The organism is Paucisalibacillus globulus DSM 18846 (genome assembly GCF_000482485.1).
GTDB classification, from domain to species: domain Bacteria; phylum Bacillota; class Bacilli; order Bacillales; family Amphibacillaceae; genus Ornithinibacillus; species Ornithinibacillus globulus.
In genome coordinates, this window is the sequence record NZ_AXVK01000001.1 from 249,262 (window position 1) to 269,111 (window position 19,850).

The window sequence follows — 19,850 nt, forward strand, 5'->3', positions numbered from 1 at the left end:
TGGCAAAGTCTATCTTGTTAACTAAGTGCTTCTTGAAGAAAGATACATGGATTATTGGTTGTGCAAATGGTTAAGGAATGCATTGCTCTTGTACATGCAGTATAGAATAATGTTCGGTCTGATTCTTGATTGTAATGGTCACTCGAAGCATCCGGAATAATTACTGCGTCAAATTCAATTCCTTTAGCTAAATACACTGGTAATATAACAATACCTTTTTCAAATGAATACGTATCTTCATTGATTTGTTTAACTGGAACATGATTCTTCAATAGCTCGTATATAAGATTGCTTTCTTCTAACGTTTTACAGATTAATGCAATTGTCTCCAATTCTTTATCTTGTAAATTCTTAAGCGTTTCAAGTAATTCTTCTGTTAACCTTGATTGTTCGTTAAGCATAACGATATGAGGAGGATTTCCTTCACGTTCAAAAGCCTCAATCATTTCCCCGCCAGGTGCAAACTTTTTAGTAAACTCAACAATCTGTTTTGTGGACCGATAGCTTTTGGTAAGTGTAATTCTTTCGTGATTTCCTTCTATATATTCAGGTACCAACGGATTATCATTTGAGGCATAGGTGTAAATTGCCTGGTTAACATCACCTAAGAGCGTCATTCGCGTATAAGGAAAAATTTCCTTAATATATGCAAATTGAAATGCGGTATAATCTTGAGCCTCGTCAATGAATAGATGGCGAACACCACGATTTTCTTTATCACCGATTAATTTTCCCCTAAAATATCGGTAGGCAGTAGCGTCTTCCCAAGTAAGAAAACGATTAGAAATATTTTCGAGTGATATATCAGAAATTGATTGCCAATTATCAATTTCTGAATCCTGTCTTTCGAAAAGTTGCTTATACGTTGCTAGACTATTAACAAATGCATATCTTTTTACTTGCTTGCGTACAGGGGCAAATTGTTTCTTTACGACAACAGCACGTAGAATTTCTTCCTCTAAGCTAATATCATCTTCGTCAACCCGCTGATTTTCGTAATAAGCCTGTAAATATGCTTCCTTATCTAACAGCTCAACTTGTTCCATGACCCAGTCTTTACTTTTTTCGTTCTTTTGGTGGATTCGCAACTCATTTAAAATCCATTTTGCTACAAATTCCATTCGATTTGGAATCGATACAATTTCATCAAGAGAATAAAAGTAATCGGAAATTTGTTCTTTGGATATTAGTATTCTGTTTTGGAATGTAATATTTCTAAATTGAATTCCTCTGATTAACAAAGTAGAAATATAATCTTCTAGTACAGCTTTAAATTCAATACTAGACTTTAGCTTCATATTTTGTTCTCGCGAAGCCAACTTTTCCTTATCTTTACAGGTTAACATATACTCCATTTGTTCAAAAGGAGATTCGATTGTAATATTCTTCTCGATGCCCTCCCGTAAAAAGTTTAAGAAGGTTGTTTGGCTAATATTTGTTTCACCGAGTTCAGGGAGTACGTTGGCAATATAGCTTGAAAACAATGGGTTTGGTGAAAATAACATTAGGTTCTCTGAATTTAAGCTACCCCTGAAGCGATACAATAAGTAGGCAATACGTTGTAGTACTGCAGATGTTTTCCCACTACCAGCGACTCCTTGAACAACGAGTAGTTTGCTATGTTCGTTACGAATAATTTTATTCTGCTCTTTTTGTATAGTAGAAACAATACTTTTCATTGTTGTACTGGCATTATTTCCTAGGGCTGCTTGGAGTAAACCGTCTACGATTGTGACTCCCGTATCAAACATGCCTTTAATTTTGCTCTGTCTGATAATAAATTGTCTTTTAAGAGAAATATTACCTTCAATAATGCCGATAGACGTATCATAAGAAGCTTCACCGGGTGGGAAATCATAATAAAGGCTAGAAATTGGTGCTCGCCAATCATAAATAAGAAAATCCTCTTCATTTTGATCCATCAGTGAGGCAAGTCCGATATAAATTTGCTCTTTTTCATTTCCGGGCATTTCCGTAAAATCAATTCTTCCAAAATAAGGTGAATCCTTAAGACGATGTAATATTTTTAACTTTTTTCCAATTTCGCTGTGAGATCTCTCTCGTTCAGCAAGTAACTCTGCTTGTTGTTTTAGACTAGCCTGTGTTTCAATGACATCATCGGGCTCATCTAAGTTTACTGTAACATCCTCCCAGAAGTTTTTACGGAGATCGACAATACTATCCTTAAGACTGCCTGCTTTTGAAGTTAGTTTTTCTTCTTTGATGTTGATTTCCTGTACGACTTCATCAACACGTTTCTGTTCATTTTGTATATTTTCGTCGTTACTCACTAAATCAACCCCAATCTAATTTTACTTTTTTGTTGACTCCTTCTATAGGGAATGATATAATAAAATTGGATAATTATATCAAATGCAACAAAAATGACAATTACTTTATTATTTTACCATATCTAGTATGAACTGACAACGCTTAATTTAAGTGTTTTTTTTATGCTTTTATTTCTAATTCCCCAAGTTGAACATTTGCATTTTCTGCATAGCTTCCAACCGGAAAAATAAATGTCCATGGCATACTAGCTTTGGATTCAATTGTAAGGTTTGGTAAGGTGAATATATTTTCAGCCAAAACATTATTATTATGTTTGTAGCATAGCTTTTTTTTATTGAAAAATATTTTTTCAGTTGTTGTATTATGGACAATCACCATAATAAGTAATTCGTTTTTATAATTCCGATCCATTCGTAAGGTGGTAAATTGGATTGGCTCTTCAGTTAATATTACTTCATAAAATGCTTCCTCAACTAAATATCGGTCTTTATCTGATATCTGTTTTTCCCAGGCTGGTTCATAGATAAGTTTTTGCATGGTTAGATCCCCTTAGTAATGATTGTAATAAGAAATTAATTATATCGTATATTTAAGTGAAACGAACATAATAATCACTTTCTTTGTTGGTAGCCAAATAAATTCTAAGTCAACAAAGTTGTAATTTACTACAATAAAAGACAAACTACATGTTAGTAAGATAAAATTATTGGAGGGAATAACTATGGAAATGAATGTAAAATGGGATGGGAAAATGGCATTTACCGGGTTTGCTCCATCTGGTCATGAACTAAAAATGGATGCAGCAGAAACGGTCGGTGGGGAGAATACGGGTGCAAGACCAACAGAGTTATTATTAAGTGCTGTCGCAGGTTGTACAGGAATTGACATTATATCCATATTAACTAAAATGCGGCTTAATCCTACCTCGTTCCAAATGGATATAAGCGGTGATCGAGCAGATGAACATCCTAAAAAGTTTACTAAGGTGAATATCCATTACGCTCTTCAAGGAGATTTACCAGAAGATAAAGTAGTGCGCGCAATTGAATTATCGATGGATAAATATTGTTCAGTGTCGCATTCTTTAAGTGCTGAGATTACAGCAAGTTATTCAATTAATGGTGTTGATGGAGAGAAAAGCATATAAGCTTTTCTCTTTTTTGGTTATGGTAATGAACCAAAAGGGATTTTAAAAAACATTAATAATATAATGGACCAAATAATTGCAAATACCCAAGCAATAATTGGACTTCTGTAATGGATCCACAGAGTTGAAAACATGACAATATTAAATGCAAAGGACCAAGTCATGGTCCAGCCATTTTCATGTGTGATTTCTTTTAAATAATGTAGATTAATAAATTCCCCTATCCAATAGAGAGCCACCCAAAATAACACCCAAAGAATTTTTTTACTAGTTTTCTTAGGAAAATGTCCAAGATAAATTAGTATTGTAGTAGGGTATATGATAAGCATAGTCATAAGATTAATGATGGTATGATTAGTTAACATGTCCATTGCAAAGATTGTTTCTTGGTATCTCCATAAAGGATATTTAGAGGTTAGCATATTAGCGAATAAATCACAAAGAATAAAAAATAATATCGTCGGGTAATATTTTTTCCAATCCCGCCATTTCCCCCATTTTACTCCAGCTAATAAAAACACTAAGTTATAAATTAAATGCATAGTAATCGCTCCAAACTTAGTCTCAACAATCCTTATCAAGTAACAGTAATTTTCTTATGAAAAGAAAGTTCAGTATAATTAGCAAATATATAAATGGATATATGATTGCAGAATACCATAGCTTCCAATTTTCATAATAAAGAGTTCCATTTCGAATACATAAATACTCATATCCAATTGAAAATATTGTCCAGGCCAATATATACATTGTTTTTAAGATGATTTCTCTTTCAATGGGTAAATAATTTATAAATAGGATCGTAAGTGGTGGATAAATCATGAAAATATAGATGAATGTTTCGTAGTCAACGCCCTTATCAAAGTACCCGTATAACTCATAGTTAAATTCTAATACGATATCGACAATTAGTTGCAATACCGTTGAGAATAATATGGTTAAATACATTTCTACATAGCTAATATTTTTATGTATCATGTAAGCAATCACTATAAAAATAAATGCCGAAAGTAAAGCAAAGACCATGAAATCGCACCCCATAATAAGTTATCGTTATTATTCTTATTGGTAGTTATTTTATACCTATCAGGTGTAGAATAAGAATGATTCATAGGGAAATTCGAGGGCTATTGTCGAGGGGAGAAACAGCCTATAATCAAGTATTCGTATTGACTTTTTTGAAAATTACTGTATAATGAATGACAATCAGTCATTTTGGTGGAGGAAGCAAAATGGATAATAAGAAAGAACGAATCATACATGCAGCAATGGATGTTTTTACGGAAAAAGGACTAGAAAAAACAAAAGTATCTGATATCGTAAAGAAGGCTGGGATTGCACAAGGTACTTTTTATATTTATTTTTCTTCTAAATTATCTGTAGTTCCTTCTATTGCGGAGATTATGGTAGAAAAGACGTTAAATGAAATTATTAAAAAGGTAAATAAAAATGATCCTTTTTCAGATCAAATGAAGGATGTCATTGATGTAGTGTTTTCAGTAACAAAAGAATACCGTCAAATCTTTGCTTTGGTATATGCTGGATTAGGATCAACGGACTACTTACAAGAATGGGAGGCTCTTTATTCCCAATATTATACTTGGATGAGTAGATTTTTGAACCGTGCAAAGGATGCTGGGACATTACGTGAAAACCTAGATCCTGATCAAACTGCTGTACTTTTGATTGATTTAATTGAATCAGCAGCTGAGCAGACTTTTCTATACTCTCATGGAGATAAAGATATGGAAGCAATCAAGAAGAAAGAAGTCTGGGAGTTCTCCATGTATGGTTTAGGGGTAAAGTTAAATCATAAAGAAGATTAATGCCTAGCTCACCTAAAGATGCCAATCGTGTTTAATAAAAAGAATATTTCCCTTAATAATGAAAGGGAATTTTCTTTTAGGTAAAAAATGACTGAATGTCAGTCACGGAGAAGATGGAGAGTGTTAGTATGAATAAATCATGGATATATGTAGTGTTAACGAGTTTAGCTGAACTAGTTTGGATTTACGGGTTCAACACGGCATCTACCTGGTGGCATTGGGCGTTAATTGTTTCGTTTATTTTACTAGATTTACACTTTCTAGCAAAAGCCTGTGAAGGTCTTCCTACAGGTACGGTGTATGCGATTTTTGCTGGGTTTGGAACAGTTGGAACTTTTTTAATGGATATCTTTATTTTTCATGAGCATATCAGTGTATCAAAGATTTTCTTTATTCTCTTGATTGTTGCTGGAGTTGTTGGATTAAAACTATCTGACGATAAAAAAGAATCGAAAGGAGTGTTGGAATAATGGGGTGGTTTTATGTAGTTTTAGCCGCTGTTAATGAGCTGATTGGAGTATGGGGCTTGAACCGCTTTAGCGAGAAAAGGAATATAGCCAATGCATCTCTTTATGTTGGTGGACTAGGTCTATCTTTTGCTTTTATCTATGCTTCATTTGATTACCTTCCAACTAGTATTGCTTATGCTACTTGGACCGGAGTTGGTACAGGTGGGGTGGTACTCATGAATATGCTCTTCTTTGGAGAATCTAAGAACGTATTTAGATTGGTAAGCTTATTAGCGATTATTGTTGGAGTAACCGGATTAAAGGTTGTATAACATAAAAGATGCCTGAATTGTCCCTTGTTCTATGTGAACTAGCGGCGATACATGCATCTTTTTTTTGCTCTTTTTGCTCTTTTTGCGCAGTTTGTTGCTATTATTGTATAGACTGTGCGGTAATTTTTGTGTATAGCTGGAGTTGGTGAACTGCTATCACCCCGCTCCGGCAGAATACTCCGCTTTCCGCGGGCACGGCCTCAGCCTCCTCGTGGAAAGACCACCACTGCGGGGTCTTCGGACACGTGCTGTTCCCGCAGGAGTCTCCGTATTCTGCCTACGCTGGTTTTAGTTTTCAAAATATATATTTCTTTATTACATGTTTCTAGTGTTATGTGCTGGCAGTCTAATCTAATTGAATCTACATTAGCGGGGGAAATACACGTAGACTCCTGTGGGAGGACAGGCCTAGGTGAGACCCCGCAGCGACGAAGGAGCGAGGAGGCTCTCCAGCCGCCCACGGAAAGCGAAGTGTATTTCCCCCGCGGGTGCGTTGCTAAAGCAAAAATAGTTAGTTACCGCACAGTTTCTATCTACTATTTGTTAAATTCAGTATCCGCAAGAACAATTTCTCAGAAAATAGCCTTTTTATATTTGCTGGGAATGAGGTTTTATTGTTGAATTAGAATTAGGTATGGGAGAGTAATTTCAAAAAGGTAGTATAATTTAACATTACATATTCGTTAGTATAAATAGATAGTCTTAAAGGAGGGAAATAATACATGAATTCATTACAGGAAAAAACATTATTATTTACAGAGAAATCAAGGGAATTAAGAGAAGAGTTTAGTGAATTAATTCTTCTTTATCGTGAGGATTTATGGAAATATTGCCGTTATTTGACCGGTTCTCCATGGGATGGGGAAGATTTGTTTCAGGAAACATTGATTAAGGCGTTTGGTGGTTTTTATCAAGTTTGGCAACCAGAAAATCCAAAGTCTTATTTATACCGAGTTGCTACCAATACATGGATTGATCATTGTCGAAGGGAGAAGCGTATAGTTGGATCCCTGGAGGAGTTAGAGGAACAAGGTGAGGATTTTTCCGATAATCTAAACATAGAAGAGGCTCTAGAGTATCTGGTTGCATTGTTCACACCAAGACAAGTTTCCGTATTTTTATTGGTGAAGGTGTTCAAATTTAGAGCTGAAGAGGTTGCTAGTATAATTAAAACCACTAAAGGTGGAGTCTATTCGACAGTTAGAAGAATGGAAAAGCGACTAAGTAATAAAGATTTCTATACTGAAATAAAACCTAATATTCAACATGGAAAAATAACAAGGAACGAGGTTATTCAGGCGTATATAAATGCATTAAATAATGGCGATTTAGATGCTTTATTTGAAATCATTAGTGAGCATATGCACAATGAAGCATCTCTAGGGTTCCAAGAGTTTTCTCAAGAATCCATCCGTAAAGGTTCCATGCAGAATGGGGTTCCTAACTATCTTGCAGAGGAGCATTGGTTATGGGGGAAACTGGTCATTCTTAAAATTGTTGATAGTTCTGAAGGACCATTAATTCATGATATACAATATCAGGAAGTTGAAAATGGCAAGATTGTATTCCATCGAAGTTTCTATTTTAGAAAAGAATTTATTGTAGCAGCCGCAGATGAATTGGGAATGAAGCCACAATTGGATAAGTTTCCAATTGGTTGGGATAAAAAATAAGGAGGAGAGCAAGTTGAACAGTCCGTTAAAAAATAAGATTAATTCTGTGTTCATTCCAGTAAATAATATTGAAAATGCAAAGGAATGGTATGGTAAAATCCTCGGAGTGGATGGAGAAATTATACATGAACATCTATGTGTATTAGATATGGTAGGTACTGGAGTTATTTTAGATGAAATGCCATTATGGAGAAATGAAGAAGGAAAAATCACACCAAATCATGTTCCAACTGTACAATTCGGAACAGATGATATTCAAAAATCCTACCAATTTATGAAAGACAACGGTGTGGAATTAGTAACAGAAATTGAACATAATCATTTTTTTATTTTAAAAGATCCAGATGGAAATATGCTTATGGTGTGTCAATAGATATGTAGTACAAATTGCCAGTTATCAACGCAAAAAACTTTAAAATCGCGTTGATACTGGCTTTTAATTTTTTACAAGAATTACTTTGCAAAACGATGGTTACCTATTGTTACAGTAACATCACGAGTTGTAATCCAGTTGCTTTTAGCAGTTTTTGGATTGTAGAAGTAAATGGAACCACTTCCCTGGCCACGGAATGCTATTGCTTCATTAACTGCCTCCATATCTTCATCTGTATAGCTTCCGTTAATTTGTCCATTTTGAACAGGAGTAAACGCATAGTGCCCACCGGATTTTTCATAGATTACTTCTTTAATAGAATTTGGGAATTCTACATGGTCAACACGATTTAATATAACTGTCGCAACTGCTACTTTTCCTGCATATGGCTCACCCTTAGCTTCTGCATGTACTAATTTTGCCATTAGCTCCTTATCTGCTTTAGAAACATAATCGGGTACTTGAACCGTTTCTCCAACAAATAATTGATTTCCACTACGATTATTGGCGATTTGAAGATTTGCTACGGTAGTACCGTATTTTTGCGCTATTTTCCAAAATGTATCACCACTCTGTACGCTATAAGGTGACGCACCTCCAACTGTTGGTAATGCAAATATTGATAACGTTAATGTGGTAGTTATGATAAGCTTTTTTAATTTGTTCAAGTTGTTACCTCCTAAATGTTTGTATATATGAAAATATCGAATTGGTAATTTCAGTGTGCGGATACTTTTTCCGGACACTTATGAGATTACTAGATGTAACACACTTTATCAGTAGCAATAACTGGAAATTAATCTTTCAATCTAGCAATTCAAGTTGGGACAAGGGAAGGAAGTGTGAATGGTATAAATTTCCCCATATTATAGAAACCCAGTTGCTGGTAATGGTACCAACCTGTGGGTGAATGATTACATTTATTTCATAAGTATTACCAACCTTTATAAAGGAAAAAATGTTGGTGTATAAACGTATTTAGGTTTTCGACAAAATGTCGAATGGTTTGTCGATGTATGTATAAAAAAGGATTTTACATCTAATAATGGTATATGTATATTTTTTTAGCAGGTATTTCCATAAATGAAGTTAATAGGAGGGTGATTCTAAAATGTCGGGACCAGGTTTAAAACATGCTGAAAGCCACGCAGCAATTCATGAGGCTGCTTTGAATGAAGCAAGAGAATTAAATGAAATTTTAGCAAAGCTGATTGAAAATAAGGATTTGGAAAGAGCATTAGAAATTGCATATGTTACGGTCGAACATTGGGAAACAAGGACACTTCGACATGCAGATGCAGAGGAAAGAGGGCTTTATAAAGAATTAGAAGAAGAAAATCCCGAACTTAGGGATTCTATTATTGCCTTAAAAAGAGACCATGATACATTGCGTTTTCTGGTGAAAAACATTAAACAATCATTAGATTCAGAGGGTATTTCAATACACATCTTGGAACAGTTTTATGCATTAGTACATGTTGATGTTTACCATAATCTTGAGGAAGAACGTATTCTTCCACATCATTAATTATAGATTAAGCGATGCATGGTATTGGAGGTGACTAATATGAATGAAAGTAAAACGAACGACAAAAAGAAATCGTTGAGACTCGTTTCCCCTAGACTATACAACTACATAACAGAAAAACTAGAAGATAAACATAATATTCATTCCTATGACCTGCAAATTGATGCATCCCTAATGGATGAAGGAATCGAGATAGCCATTCGTTTTGGTGAAACTTTTTCTAATATAGAAACCAAATTTTTCACACATGAACAAGTAAAGGAAATAAGTAAGGAAGTTAAAGAATTTGTTGCACAAACTGGTGAGGCATGTACCGAAGTCTTAATTGATGATTATTTTAAGATTCATGCACCTTAGATTATGGTTCCGGTGGACTAAATGCTGTGTTGAAGCTGGATGGAAAAAGGAGGAAAAACTTAGTGTTTTTATTTGAAGAGGAAGCAGATTTGGTCCAGGACCGAGAGGATTTGCTTTCTATCTTACGTATGCGTTTTGGCGAAATGAGTTCTAAGGTTGTACAAAGCATATATGAAATAAGTGATTTAAATACCATTGAGAGACTTATACTGGTTGCAGCTAATGCTCCAACCGCTAAGGTATTTCTTGAAGAACTACAAGAAGAAGGAAGTTTCAGGATTGTTGGAGAACGTTTTAATCCATTAAGTTCTTTAAAGGAAGGGGACTTGTAAATGGGGCATAGAAATAAGTTGCTCGAAAAGTTCAAGTACTTAAAGCGGGGAAATGTAATTAATGACGGTTGGACAGAAGAAAGCCCTAAGTCCCGTGATACGGAGGATATTTACCGGAAAAGATGGGGGCATGACAGAGTTGTGCGTTCTACCCATGGTGTTAACTGTACCGGATCCTGTAGTTGGAAGATTTACGTAAAGGATGGAATTATTACACAGGAAACACAGCAAACAGATTATCCATCCACGGGGGGTGATTTTCCAGAATATGAGCCTAGGGGATGTCCAAGGGGAGCAAGTTTTTCTTGGTATACCTATAGTCCTGCACGGGTGAAATATCCTTACGTACGTGGTGATTTGTTTGAAATGTGGCGGGAAGAACGTGACGCTGGCCATGACCCAGTAGTAGCTTGGGAGAATATTGTAAGTAATCCTGAAAAGCGGAAACGGTATGTTAAAGCCCGTGGAAAGGGTGGGTTTGTTCGTGCAGAATGGCGAGAAGTTTGCGAAATGATTAGTAGCTCTGCTATCCATACGATTAAAAAATATGGACCGGACCGAATTGTTGGATTCAGTCCAATCCCTGCAATGTCAATGGTCAGCTATGCCGGTGGATCACGCTTCCTGTCCTTACTGGGTGCAACTATATTAAGCTTCTATGACTGGTATGCGGATTTACCACCTGCATCCCCGCAAGTTTGGGGAGAACAAACAGACGTGCCAGAGAGTGCGGACTGGTATAATACGAAATACTTTATTATTTGGGGAACTAATCTCCCGCAAACACGTACACCAGATGCCCACTTTATGGTAGAGGCTCGTTATAATGGAACAAAAGTAGTTGGTGTCAGTCCGGACTATGCGGAGTATGATAAATTCGCAGATATTTGGTTACCTGCACGTGCTGGGACAGATGGAGCTTTAGCGATGGCTATGACCCATGTCATACTAACAGAATTTTACGTAAAAAAGCAGACGCCATATTTTATGGACTACGTAAAACAATATACAGATTTGCCATTTCTCATTATGTTAAAGGATCATCATGGTGAAGTACGTACCGACCGATTTTTACGTAGTTCTGATTTTCACGATGGAGAAAATCTGGGAGAATGGAAAACTGTCATTTGGAATGAGGTTACAAATCAGATTGAAACACCAAATGGTAGTCAAGGTTTTCGATGGGACGGAGGAAACAAGTGGAATCTGGACTTGGAAAATGAAGACGGGACTAATATAAAACCAAGGTTAAGCTTTCTGGAAACTTCAGATTCTATCGCACAAGTTACTTTTCCATACTTTGCCGAAGAAGAAGGAGGAACAGTAACCCGGGGAGTTCCAGTAAAAAAGATGAAAGATAAAGATGGTAATACTATAACAGTCACTACGGTTTACGACCTGATGATGGCACATGTTGGAATTAATAGGGGCTTAGCTGGTGATTACCCTACTGATTACGATGATCCAAAGCCATATACTCCAAGCTGGCAGGAAAGTATTACTGGTGTTAATCGTAACCATGTGATCACCGTTGCAAAGGAATTTGCGGATAATGCAGCACGTACGGAAGGGAAATCTATGATTGCCATGGGTGGAGGAACAAACCATTGGTATCATAGTGACCAAATTTATCGTTCGATATTAAATCTAATTTTATTAACTGGGTCTCAAGGGGTTAATGGTGGTGGATGGGCTCACTATGTAGGACAAGAGAAGGTTCGCCCTGTTGAAGGCTGGCAGCAAGTAGCTTTTGCTGGTGATTGGGGTTCCGCCACTCGATTACAGAATGGGACTTCATTTTTCTATTTTGCAACGGATCAATTCCGATATGAGGACGAAATAAATAAGGAAACCACAACATGGAATGGTAAATATAATAATATGCATCCGGCAGATGTTAATGCACTAGCAGCACGGCTCGGTTGGTTGCCATCATTCCCACAATTTACACAAAACTCAATTGATCTAGTAAAGGAAAGTAAAGAACGTGGCGCAAAAAGTCCACAGGAAATAGTTGATGATGTAGTAGAACGTATAAAAACTGGAGAAATCGAATGGGCAATTGAAAATCCAGATCATCCACAAAATTTCCCAAGACTATTTTTCAATTGGCGTTCTAATTTACTCGGTGATAGTGGTAAAGGGCATGAGTATTTTGCTAAGCATTTAATTGGTGCTGATCATGCCGTCTTGTCAGATACCTCTCACTCTTGGCAGCCTGAACATGTCAAAGTAGAAGGAGATGCGCCAGAAGGAAAGACAGACCTCTTCGTTAGTATTGATTTCCGTATGACAAGCTCAGGGCTTTTCTCAGATATTGTACTTCCAGCAGCAACTTGGTATGAAAAGTTTGATATTAGTAGTACTGATATGCACCCATTTGTTCATCCATTTAATGCTGCAATTTCACCACCATGGAAGGCAAAGAGCGATTGGGATTCATTCCGGGAAATTGCCAAAGTATTTTCAGAGCTTGCAGAAACTCATCTCCCGGAACAAGAAGAAATTATGATGCGCCCACTTGGTCATGACTCTGTTGGAGAAATTGCGCAAGTGTATGGAAAAATTAAGGATTGGCGAACTGGTGAAGTGGAAGCGATTCCAGGAAAAACAATGCCAAATTTCTCTGTCGTGAAACGTGATTATCCTAATGTCTATCAAAAAATGACGACAATCGGTCCTGAACTTAAGAAGGGTTATGGTGGTAAGGGTGTTAAAATTCCTGGTGAGAAGGTTTTTGATGAGCTGAAGGATAGACTTGGTGTAAGTAAGCGCGATGGAATCGGAAAAGGTAATCCAGATTTGTATACGGACAAAAAAGCGATTAATGCCATCCTTCTTATGTCTGGTGCAACTAACGGGAAACGTGCTGTAGAGGGTTGGAAGTCTATGGAAGCAAAGACTGGAAAAAAATTAACTGAGATTGCAGAGGCAAGAGAGGAAGAAGATTTTACATTAGATGCCTTAACCATACAGCCAAGAACTTCGATATCAACACCTGTTTGGAGTGGGATGGAAAAAGATAACAGGCGGTATTCGCCATTTACTGTTAACAAGGAATATAACATCCCGTGGAGGACGTTAACTGGTAGACAAAGTTTCTATTTAGACCACGAAATGATGTTGGACTTCGGTGAGGGGCTACCATTATACCTACCACCACTCAATAAGGGTCCATTTATGAAAAACGAGAATCACGTGAAAGAAACGACTCCGTCTATAACTGTGCGGTACCTAACTCCGCATCAAAAGTGGGGCATCCATACCATGTTCACGGAGACTACTAATATGTCTACCTTATTTAGAGGATGGCAAGTTGTTTGGATGAACGAGGATGATGGTAAATCAATTGGACTGAAGGATAATGATTTCATTGAAGTCTATAACCGGAATGGAGCAGTAGCTGCAAGAGTGGTTCTAACTTACCGGATACCAAAAGGGATGGCCTATATGTACCATGCCCAGGATCGAACGATGGGTGTGCCAGGGACAACGGTCAGCGGTAAACGTGGTGGAACACATAATAGTGTTACAAGAATCACATTAAAACCAACTCATATGATTGGTGGGTACTCTCAATTAAGTTATGGATTTAACTATTATGGACCGACCGGACATCAGCGTGACACGATTGCGATCATCAGAGGACTTAAGGAGGTTGATTGGCTTGAGAATTAAGGCGCAAGTAGCTATGGTGATGCATTTGGATAAATGTATTGGATGCCATACCTGTTCCGTTACTTGTAAAAACACATGGACAAATCGCCCTGGCGCAGAATATATGTGGTTTAACAACGTGGAGACGAGGCCAGGTCCTGGATATCCAAGAAGGTGGGAGGATACAGGACGTTATAAAGGCGGATGGATATTAAAGAATGGCAAACTCCAGCTACGTGCTGGTGGCCCTATTACAAAGTTAGCAACTATTTTCTATAATCCTAATCAGGCAAAATTAGATGAGTTCTACGAGCCTTGGACGTATGATTATGACAATTTAATTCATAGTCCTAAAAGTGAAAATCTACCAGTGGCAAGGCCATTTTCGCAAATTACTGGCGAATATATCGATAAGCCGGAATGGGGATCTAACTGGGATGATGATTTAGCTGGTGGAAGTGAAATTGTTCCAATGGATCCCAACGTAGAGAAGCTTGGAGACCATATTGCCATGGAATATGAGAAAACATTTATGATGTACTTGCCGCGAATTTGTGAACATTGTTTAAATCCATCATGTGTCGCTTCTTGTCCAGCCGGTGCTTTATATAAGCGAGATGAAGATGGAATAGTACTTGTGGACCATGATGCTTGCCGTGGCTGGAGATTTTGCCAAAATGGATGCCCGTATCATAAAGTGTATTACAACTGGAAAACCCACAAAGCGGAGAAATGTAATTTCTGTTACCCAAGAACAGAAGCTGGTCTTCCAACCATTTGCTCGGAAACATGTGTTGGTCGCATTCGCTATATTGGTGTCGTGTTGTATGACGCGGACAAGGTTAAAGAAGCAGCTTCTGTCGAAGATCCTCAGGATTTATATGAGGCACAATTAGGATGTTTCTTAGATCCATTTGATCCAGAAATTGAAGAAAAGGCTCGTAAGTCTGGAATTAATGATGCTTGGATTGAAGCGGCGAAAGAATCACCTGTTTATAAAATGGCGATGAAATGGAAGATTGCCTTACCACTTCATCCAGAATATCGCACAATGCCAATGGTTTGGTATGTACCCCCCCTAAGTCCGATTATGAACCATATTACGAATGAAGATGATTTAAAGACAGATGGATATATACCAGCAGTTGATCAAATGCGTATTCCAATGGAGTATTTAGCCTCCATTTTATCTGCAGGTGACACGAGTGTGATTCGTAAGGTTCTCTTAAAACTTTCTGCTATGCGAGTATATATGAGAGGGAAAACAGTCGGTGGTGTGGATGAATTTAAACAAAGCGAGTTAGTAAAAGAGGCCGATACGAATCCAGAGGAAATTGAAGAAATGGCTCGTCTTCTTGGAGTTGCAAAGTATAATGAACGGTTTGTTATTCCAACAGGACGTAGAGAAATGGATGACAATTTATATTTGGAACAAGGTGTATGCAGTCTGGAAGAGTTAGCTCCAAAAGAAGGGGTCAATCCGACATTTGGCTATTTGAAGGTGAGAGAGAAGTTATGAGTACTGAAAAACAAACTATCCTAGTAATCGCATCCCGATTACTAGGATATCCTTCCATTGAATTTTTGGAAGAAATAAAAGAATTTAAGATGCTGTCAGATGATGTTCTCGATTCTAACGCTATCAAGGATGAATTTATAGAAATTTATTCTTCCTTAGAAGACAGTGCAATTAAAGAAATTCAAGAACTCTATGTGGAGACATTTGACTTAAAAGCCAAAACCGGAATGTATTTAACTGCTCATGAGTTGGGTGATAGTAATAAAAGGGGAGCAGCATTAATTAAACTACAAAAGATCATTAACCAAGCAGGGTTTGAACGGGTGGATGAAGAGCTAGTGGATTATATTCCAATGCTCTTGGAATTTCTAGCTGTTTCACCAGAATCGAAAGAAAAAGAGCGCCTGGAGTATAGATTATCTATTGCGCTAGGACGTATTCGTAGTCACCTTAACGAAGAAACCCCTTATTTCAAAGTTTTAAGTATATTAATGGATTATGTTTTCCCTAACCCTTCCAAGGAAGAAATTGAAGAATTGGAAAACAACCAAGAAGAAGCAGACTTAGAAGAAATGCCTTACCCAATTATGTATCAGTAGGATAGGTACCCAATTTACTTAAAAGGAGGGATAACAATGGTTCACATGTTTTGGTGGGTTATTTTCCCATATATTATGTTGACCATTATGATCCTTGGTATGCTGTACCGATTTGCCTTTAGACAATTAACATGGGCAGCACCATCAACGGAAATATTTGAAAAAAAGTGGTTGAAAATTGGTTCTCCATTATTCCACTGGGGAATTATATTTGCCTTTATTGGGCATGTCATGGGAATGGTGATACCACATGGATTTTATACATCACTAGGAATATCGGATCACCTATACCATTTCGGGGCAATTTGGGGTGGAGGATTAGCTGGTTTAATGGTTGTAGTAGGATTAATTATTTTGTTAATTCGTAAATCAACGATTGATCCAGTACGTATTAAGGCAACTTTTGCGGATTTCGCTTCCGTACTAATGTTACTATTTGTGGCAGGAACGGGTACATATATGACACTAATTTTTAACACTACAGTTGTCGAATATGAATACCGGGAAACGATTGGACCTTGGTTTAGAAGCTTGTTCATTTTACAACCTAATTATGAATTAATGATTGGGGTTCCAACGTTATTTAAGGTTCATGTCGCTTCAGCCTTTGCTTTTTTTGCTGCTATTCCATTTACAAGACTTGTTCATATCTTCAGCTTTCCGATTCGCTATCCTGCAAGACCTCCACAGCAGTATCGATCAAGATCGAATTATCGGAGAGAAGGATTGTAATTGGAATAAGGCCTGAGAGTTTGTGCTCTTAGGCTTTTTTTGTTGGAGTGGGGGATATTTATGGTCATAAGGTTTGGGGATATGGTCGGATGGTTTGGATATAAGGTTCCATGGTTTTAGTGGCTGATGGTTATTGCTCCTAGTTGCAAGGTATGGGGTTTCAGTCACATGATATTAGGAATTGGGTAGATGATTTAGATTTCGGGTTATATAATTCCAAATAATCATGAACCAAAAAAATCCCGAGTCCTAAAAACTCGGGAAATCATCACGTATTAATTTTGCTCTGATATATCATTAAAGATTCCAACATAATACACGGTATCTCCAACATTATTTTTAATAGGACTAATGGAAAGTAGTTCTTGATAAAGCTCGCCACTCTTACGCTTGTTCCATATTGTTCCTTCCCAATACCCGTTTTCCTTAACTGATTTCCATAGTTCTTCGTAAAATTCTTTCCCGTGTTTACCAGATTGAAGAAGTCTTGGCGTATTCCCTTTTGCTTCATCTAATGAATAGCCTGTAATGCGAGTGAAAGCAGGGTTAACATTTTGGATTACCCCGGATTTATTCGTTACCATAATACCTTCTGCAGTCCCTTCGATAATATGGCGTTCCATATTCATACGATCCCGGTAGTACATAAAGATAACAATGACAAAGCTAACTAAAGCAAACTCAGATAATAACATAAATGCAATGGAGTGATGTCCTGTTATATTACTTACTGCTGTTAATAGTAGTGGTGGGAAAAAGCCACCCAGGCCACCCATAGCAGAAACAATTCCATTGACAATTCCAGCCTGCTGTGAAAAATATAGTGGAACTAGTTTAAATATAGTCCCATTTCCAATTCCACAAGTTATTGCAACACATAACGAACCTACCGTGTACCATTTAATCCCTGGTGAAAAAGAGAGTAGGACCCCTGAGAACGATACGCCAATAAATACAAACAACAAGATAACGAAAGCATTATATTTATCTGCAAGGAGACCACCAATAGGCCGTAGTAATGTTGTAATAGCAATGAATATTGCGGTACGAATACCGGCATCAACAGGATCTAGACCAAAGTTACTTACTAAAAAAGATGGTAAAAAGATGGTGAATGCTACAAAAGAACCAAACGTTATGAAATAAAATAAGCTTAAAAACCATAAGGTTGGATTTTGGTAAACACCTTTAATTTGTTCAACCAAGGATTTCTTTGATTTTTGTTCTTTTCGATCTCCAAAAATAAATACTAATGCGACAAATAGCAATAGCAAAATTAGATAAAATCGTACTGCAGTTTGCCAGCTAGTAGCTTCGGCAATTATTGGGGCACCAAAAGTGGTCACTGCTGTCCCAATATTTCCGACACCATATACACCATTAATAAAGCCATGTTTTTCCTTAGGGAAATACTTAGGGAGTGATGTTACACCAACAGAAAAGATTGCTCCACCAATACCAAGTAAAAGTCCACCTATTACTAAATCCGCGAAAGAATCTGCTATGCTAATATAGAAAACAGGAAACAATAAGATGATGAAACTAATAAAAAATATCCATCTAGCACCTAATTGATCAGAGTAAAAACCAATTGGAATTCGAAGTAACGAACCTAAGATAACCGGGATTGCTGTTACAATAGATGCTTGTCCATCTGTTAATGTAATATCTTCTTGAATGTAAGTCATTAATGAAGAGATAAGTACCCAAACCATAAAGCCAATAACAAGACTTGAAGTTTGCAAAGTTAGTTGTAAACCAGGTTTTTTCATGGAATAACAAGCCTTTCTCGTTCGTGTGATATTTTTAATTTATAATAAAGCAAATAGTATTTATAGTATGGGAAGAAAGGGGGAATTTCATGAGTAAATGGTTCCTTTTTAATTTTATTTTATTAATCATTTTAATTTGGAATGTGATGGGGCATTTTTCATTTCCGAATTTACAAATACATATTTGGTTTGGTTTAATGGGGGCTTTATTATTTATCTACAATTGGACAAGAAATGCAGTCTTTGAAACTATTCGGAACGTTCCTAATCGAAAAACAAAAGTGAAGTTGGCGAGGCTTTCTAAGAGGGTAGTTACTCTTCATCGATGGACAGGTAATATTGCGCTTGTGGCCATATTGGCTCACGGTTCATTAGTGATGTATCGATACGGGTTTTCCATCTCCAATTATAAAATGGTAGTTGGTGTAATTGCTTTAGTAACACTTGCAATTCAAATTGCAACAGGCTGGTTAAGACTTTATAAACCAACCATTAAATTGCGATATATACATTTATACATGGGAATGACTTTATTTTTTCTTATCCTTCTGCATATTGTTTTATGAGGATAAGTCAAAGACTATTTGCAGCGGATTTTGCAAATTTCTATAACGGTGACATGAGTTACTCAAATTTTATAGAGTGTGCGGCAATAATTTCCCTAGTTTCCTGATCAGGGTACATGCTCTGGTTGTAAGGGCTCAAGTTTTCCTAAGTTGGTCACATGGTTTGTTTGACAGGGCTCAAGTTTCCCTGAGTCGGGTGCATGTTTTGTTTTGAAGGGATCAAGTTTCCCTGAGTTGGTCAGATACTTTGGTTTGAAGGGCTCAAGTTTTCCAGAGTTGGTCGCATGGTTTGTTTTGAAGGGCTCAAGTTTCCCAGAGTCGGTCGCATGGTTTGTTTGACAGGTCTCAAGTTTCCCAGAGTCGGTCACATGGTTTGTTTTGAAGGGGCTCAAGTTTTCCTGAGTCGGTCACATGCTTTGTTTGACAGGGCTCTAGTTACCGCACAGTTTCCATCAATAGCGAATACCCAAACCTGCAAACTATGTAAAACAGCAAAATAAAAAGAACCGTTTTCCTCATGTTTTGGATGACGGTTCTTGTATTTCATTCGATATAGATGGTCTTTTTTTGTTTTTGTTCTTCTGGTGCTTAGGTCCAATGTGGCATATGGACTACGGTTAATTTCGGGATTTAGTCTCCCCTCACGAACTAACTTATCTCGTTTCTTCTGGGCTTTTGATTTGCTCATGCTAACAC

The 19,850-nt window shown here is 37.1% G+C and carries 21 protein-coding genes; 14 read left to right on the forward strand and 7 right to left on the reverse strand.

Going from position 1 to position 19,850, the window contains the following annotated elements; all coding sequences use genetic code 11:
* Positions 1–17: 17 nt before the first annotated feature.
* Together helD and K332_RS0101345 are read right to left on the reverse strand one after the other, a co-directional pair.
* A complete protein-coding gene (helD, locus tag K332_RS21790) occupies positions 18–2,291 on the reverse strand; it encodes an RNA polymerase recycling motor HelD (protein WP_036687805.1) in 2,274 nt (757 codons plus the stop codon).
* A 160-nt stretch (positions 2,292–2,451) separates the two neighbouring features.
* The gene (locus K332_RS0101345) at positions 2,452–2,829 is read right to left on the reverse strand and encodes an SLAP domain-containing protein (RefSeq protein WP_026905807.1); all 378 of its coding nucleotides are present in this window, start codon (positions 2,827–2,829) and stop codon (positions 2,452–2,454) included.
* A 184-nt stretch (positions 2,830–3,013) separates the two neighbouring features.
* On the opposite strand from K332_RS0101345, the gene K332_RS0101350 reads away from it, so the two are divergent.
* The gene (locus K332_RS0101350; RefSeq protein WP_026905808.1) at positions 3,014–3,439 is read left to right on the forward strand and encodes an OsmC family protein; all 426 of its coding nucleotides are present in this window, start codon (positions 3,014–3,016) and stop codon (positions 3,437–3,439) included.
* Between the two features lie 17 nt (positions 3,440–3,456).
* Here the strand turns inward: K332_RS0101350 and K332_RS0101355 are convergent, their stop codons facing one another.
* Both K332_RS0101355 and K332_RS0101360 read right to left on the reverse strand, forming a co-directional pair.
* Positions 3,457–3,981, reverse strand: coding sequence for a CBO0543 family protein (locus tag K332_RS0101355; RefSeq protein WP_026905809.1), 525 nt, complete (start codon positions 3,979–3,981; stop codon positions 3,457–3,459).
* A gap of 22 nt (positions 3,982–4,003) precedes the next feature.
* A complete protein-coding gene (locus K332_RS0101360) occupies positions 4,004–4,465 on the reverse strand; it encodes a CBO0543 family protein (protein WP_026905810.1) in 462 nt (153 codons plus the stop codon).
* Positions 4,466–4,671: 206 nt separating this feature from the next.
* Here K332_RS0101360 and K332_RS0101365 point away from each other — a divergent pair, with 206 nt between their 5' ends.
* The 5 genes from K332_RS0101365 to K332_RS0101385 all read left to right on the forward strand — a co-directional run bounded on the left by K332_RS0101365 (position 4,672) and on the right by K332_RS0101385 (position 8,092).
* Positions 4,672–5,265, forward strand: a complete 594-nt coding sequence (locus K332_RS0101365) for a TetR/AcrR family transcriptional regulator (RefSeq protein ID WP_026905811.1) — start codon at positions 4,672–4,674, stop codon at positions 5,263–5,265.
* A 128-nt stretch (positions 5,266–5,393) separates the two neighbouring features.
* Positions 5,394–5,735, forward strand: coding sequence for a DMT family transporter (locus K332_RS0101370; protein WP_026905812.1), 342 nt, complete (start codon positions 5,394–5,396; stop codon positions 5,733–5,735).
* A complete protein-coding gene (locus tag K332_RS0101375) occupies positions 5,735–6,046 on the forward strand; it encodes a DMT family transporter (RefSeq protein WP_026905813.1) in 312 nt (103 codons plus the stop codon). Before K332_RS0101370 ends, K332_RS0101375 begins: the two co-directional genes overlap by 1 nt.
* 722 nt (positions 6,047–6,768) lie before the next feature.
* Positions 6,769–7,719, forward strand: coding sequence for an RNA polymerase sigma factor (locus K332_RS0101380; RefSeq protein WP_026905814.1), 951 nt, complete (start codon positions 6,769–6,771; stop codon positions 7,717–7,719).
* Positions 7,720–7,732: 13 nt separating this feature from the next.
* Positions 7,733–8,092 (forward strand): VOC family protein, encoded by a 360-nt coding sequence (locus K332_RS0101385; RefSeq protein WP_084287613.1) that lies wholly within the window; start codon positions 7,733–7,735, stop codon positions 8,090–8,092.
* Between the two features lie 80 nt (positions 8,093–8,172).
* On the opposite strand, the gene K332_RS0101390 is transcribed toward K332_RS0101385, so the two are convergent.
* Complete coding sequence (locus tag K332_RS0101390) at positions 8,173–8,760, reverse strand: cell wall hydrolase (protein ID WP_026905816.1); 588 nt, start codon at positions 8,758–8,760, stop codon at positions 8,173–8,175.
* 443 nt (positions 8,761–9,203) lie between these two features.
* Between K332_RS0101390 and K332_RS0101395 the strand changes: the two genes are divergently transcribed.
* The 7 genes from K332_RS0101395 to narI all read left to right on the forward strand — a co-directional run bounded on the left by K332_RS0101395 (position 9,204) and on the right by narI (position 16,816).
* Positions 9,204–9,620 carry a hemerythrin domain-containing protein gene (locus K332_RS0101395; protein ID WP_026905817.1) on the forward strand — a complete coding sequence of 139 codons (417 nt, stop codon included), beginning with the start codon at positions 9,204–9,206 and terminating at the stop codon, positions 9,618–9,620.
* Positions 9,621–9,659: 39 nt separating this feature from the next.
* Complete coding sequence (locus K332_RS0101400) at positions 9,660–9,977, forward strand: hypothetical protein (protein ID WP_026905818.1); 318 nt, start codon at positions 9,660–9,662, stop codon at positions 9,975–9,977.
* 62 nt (positions 9,978–10,039) lie between these two features.
* Complete coding sequence (locus K332_RS0101405) at positions 10,040–10,309, forward strand: hypothetical protein (protein WP_026905819.1); 270 nt, start codon at positions 10,040–10,042, stop codon at positions 10,307–10,309.
* Positions 10,310–13,987 carry a nitrate reductase subunit alpha gene (locus K332_RS0101410; protein ID WP_026905820.1) on the forward strand — a complete coding sequence of 1,226 codons (3,678 nt, stop codon included), beginning with the start codon at positions 10,310–10,312 and terminating at the stop codon, positions 13,985–13,987.
* Positions 13,977–15,485 (forward strand): nitrate reductase subunit beta, encoded by a 1,509-nt coding sequence (narH, locus tag K332_RS0101415; RefSeq protein WP_026905821.1) that lies wholly within the window; start codon positions 13,977–13,979, stop codon positions 15,483–15,485. The genes K332_RS0101410 and narH overlap by 11 nt, the downstream gene beginning before the upstream one ends.
* Positions 15,482–16,084 carry a nitrate reductase molybdenum cofactor assembly chaperone gene (gene narJ, locus K332_RS0101420; protein ID WP_026905822.1) on the forward strand — a complete coding sequence of 201 codons (603 nt, stop codon included), beginning with the start codon at positions 15,482–15,484 and terminating at the stop codon, positions 16,082–16,084. The genes narH and narJ overlap by 4 nt, the downstream gene beginning before the upstream one ends.
* A 36-nt stretch (positions 16,085–16,120) precedes the next feature.
* The gene (gene narI, locus K332_RS0101425; RefSeq protein WP_026905823.1) at positions 16,121–16,816 is read left to right on the forward strand and encodes a respiratory nitrate reductase subunit gamma; all 696 of its coding nucleotides are present in this window, start codon (positions 16,121–16,123) and stop codon (positions 16,814–16,816) included.
* A gap of 275 nt (positions 16,817–17,091) precedes the next feature.
* Here narI and K332_RS0101430 read toward each other — a convergent pair whose 3' ends face one another.
* Positions 17,092–18,588, reverse strand: a complete 1,497-nt coding sequence (locus K332_RS0101430; RefSeq protein ID WP_026905824.1) for a nitrate/nitrite transporter — start codon at positions 18,586–18,588, stop codon at positions 17,092–17,094.
* Between the two features lie 89 nt (positions 18,589–18,677).
* Here K332_RS0101430 and K332_RS0101435 point away from each other — a divergent pair, with 89 nt between their 5' ends.
* Positions 18,678–19,154: a hypothetical protein gene (locus K332_RS0101435; RefSeq protein WP_026905825.1), complete on the forward strand. Its 477-nt coding sequence runs from the start codon at positions 18,678–18,680 to the stop codon at positions 19,152–19,154.
* 388 nt (positions 19,155–19,542) lie between these two features.
* On the opposite strand, the gene K332_RS24345 is transcribed toward K332_RS0101435, so the two are convergent.
* Positions 19,543–19,842 (reverse strand): hypothetical protein, encoded by a 300-nt coding sequence (locus tag K332_RS24345; RefSeq protein WP_245604615.1) that lies wholly within the window; start codon positions 19,840–19,842, stop codon positions 19,543–19,545.
* Positions 19,843–19,850 lie beyond the last annotated feature (8 nt).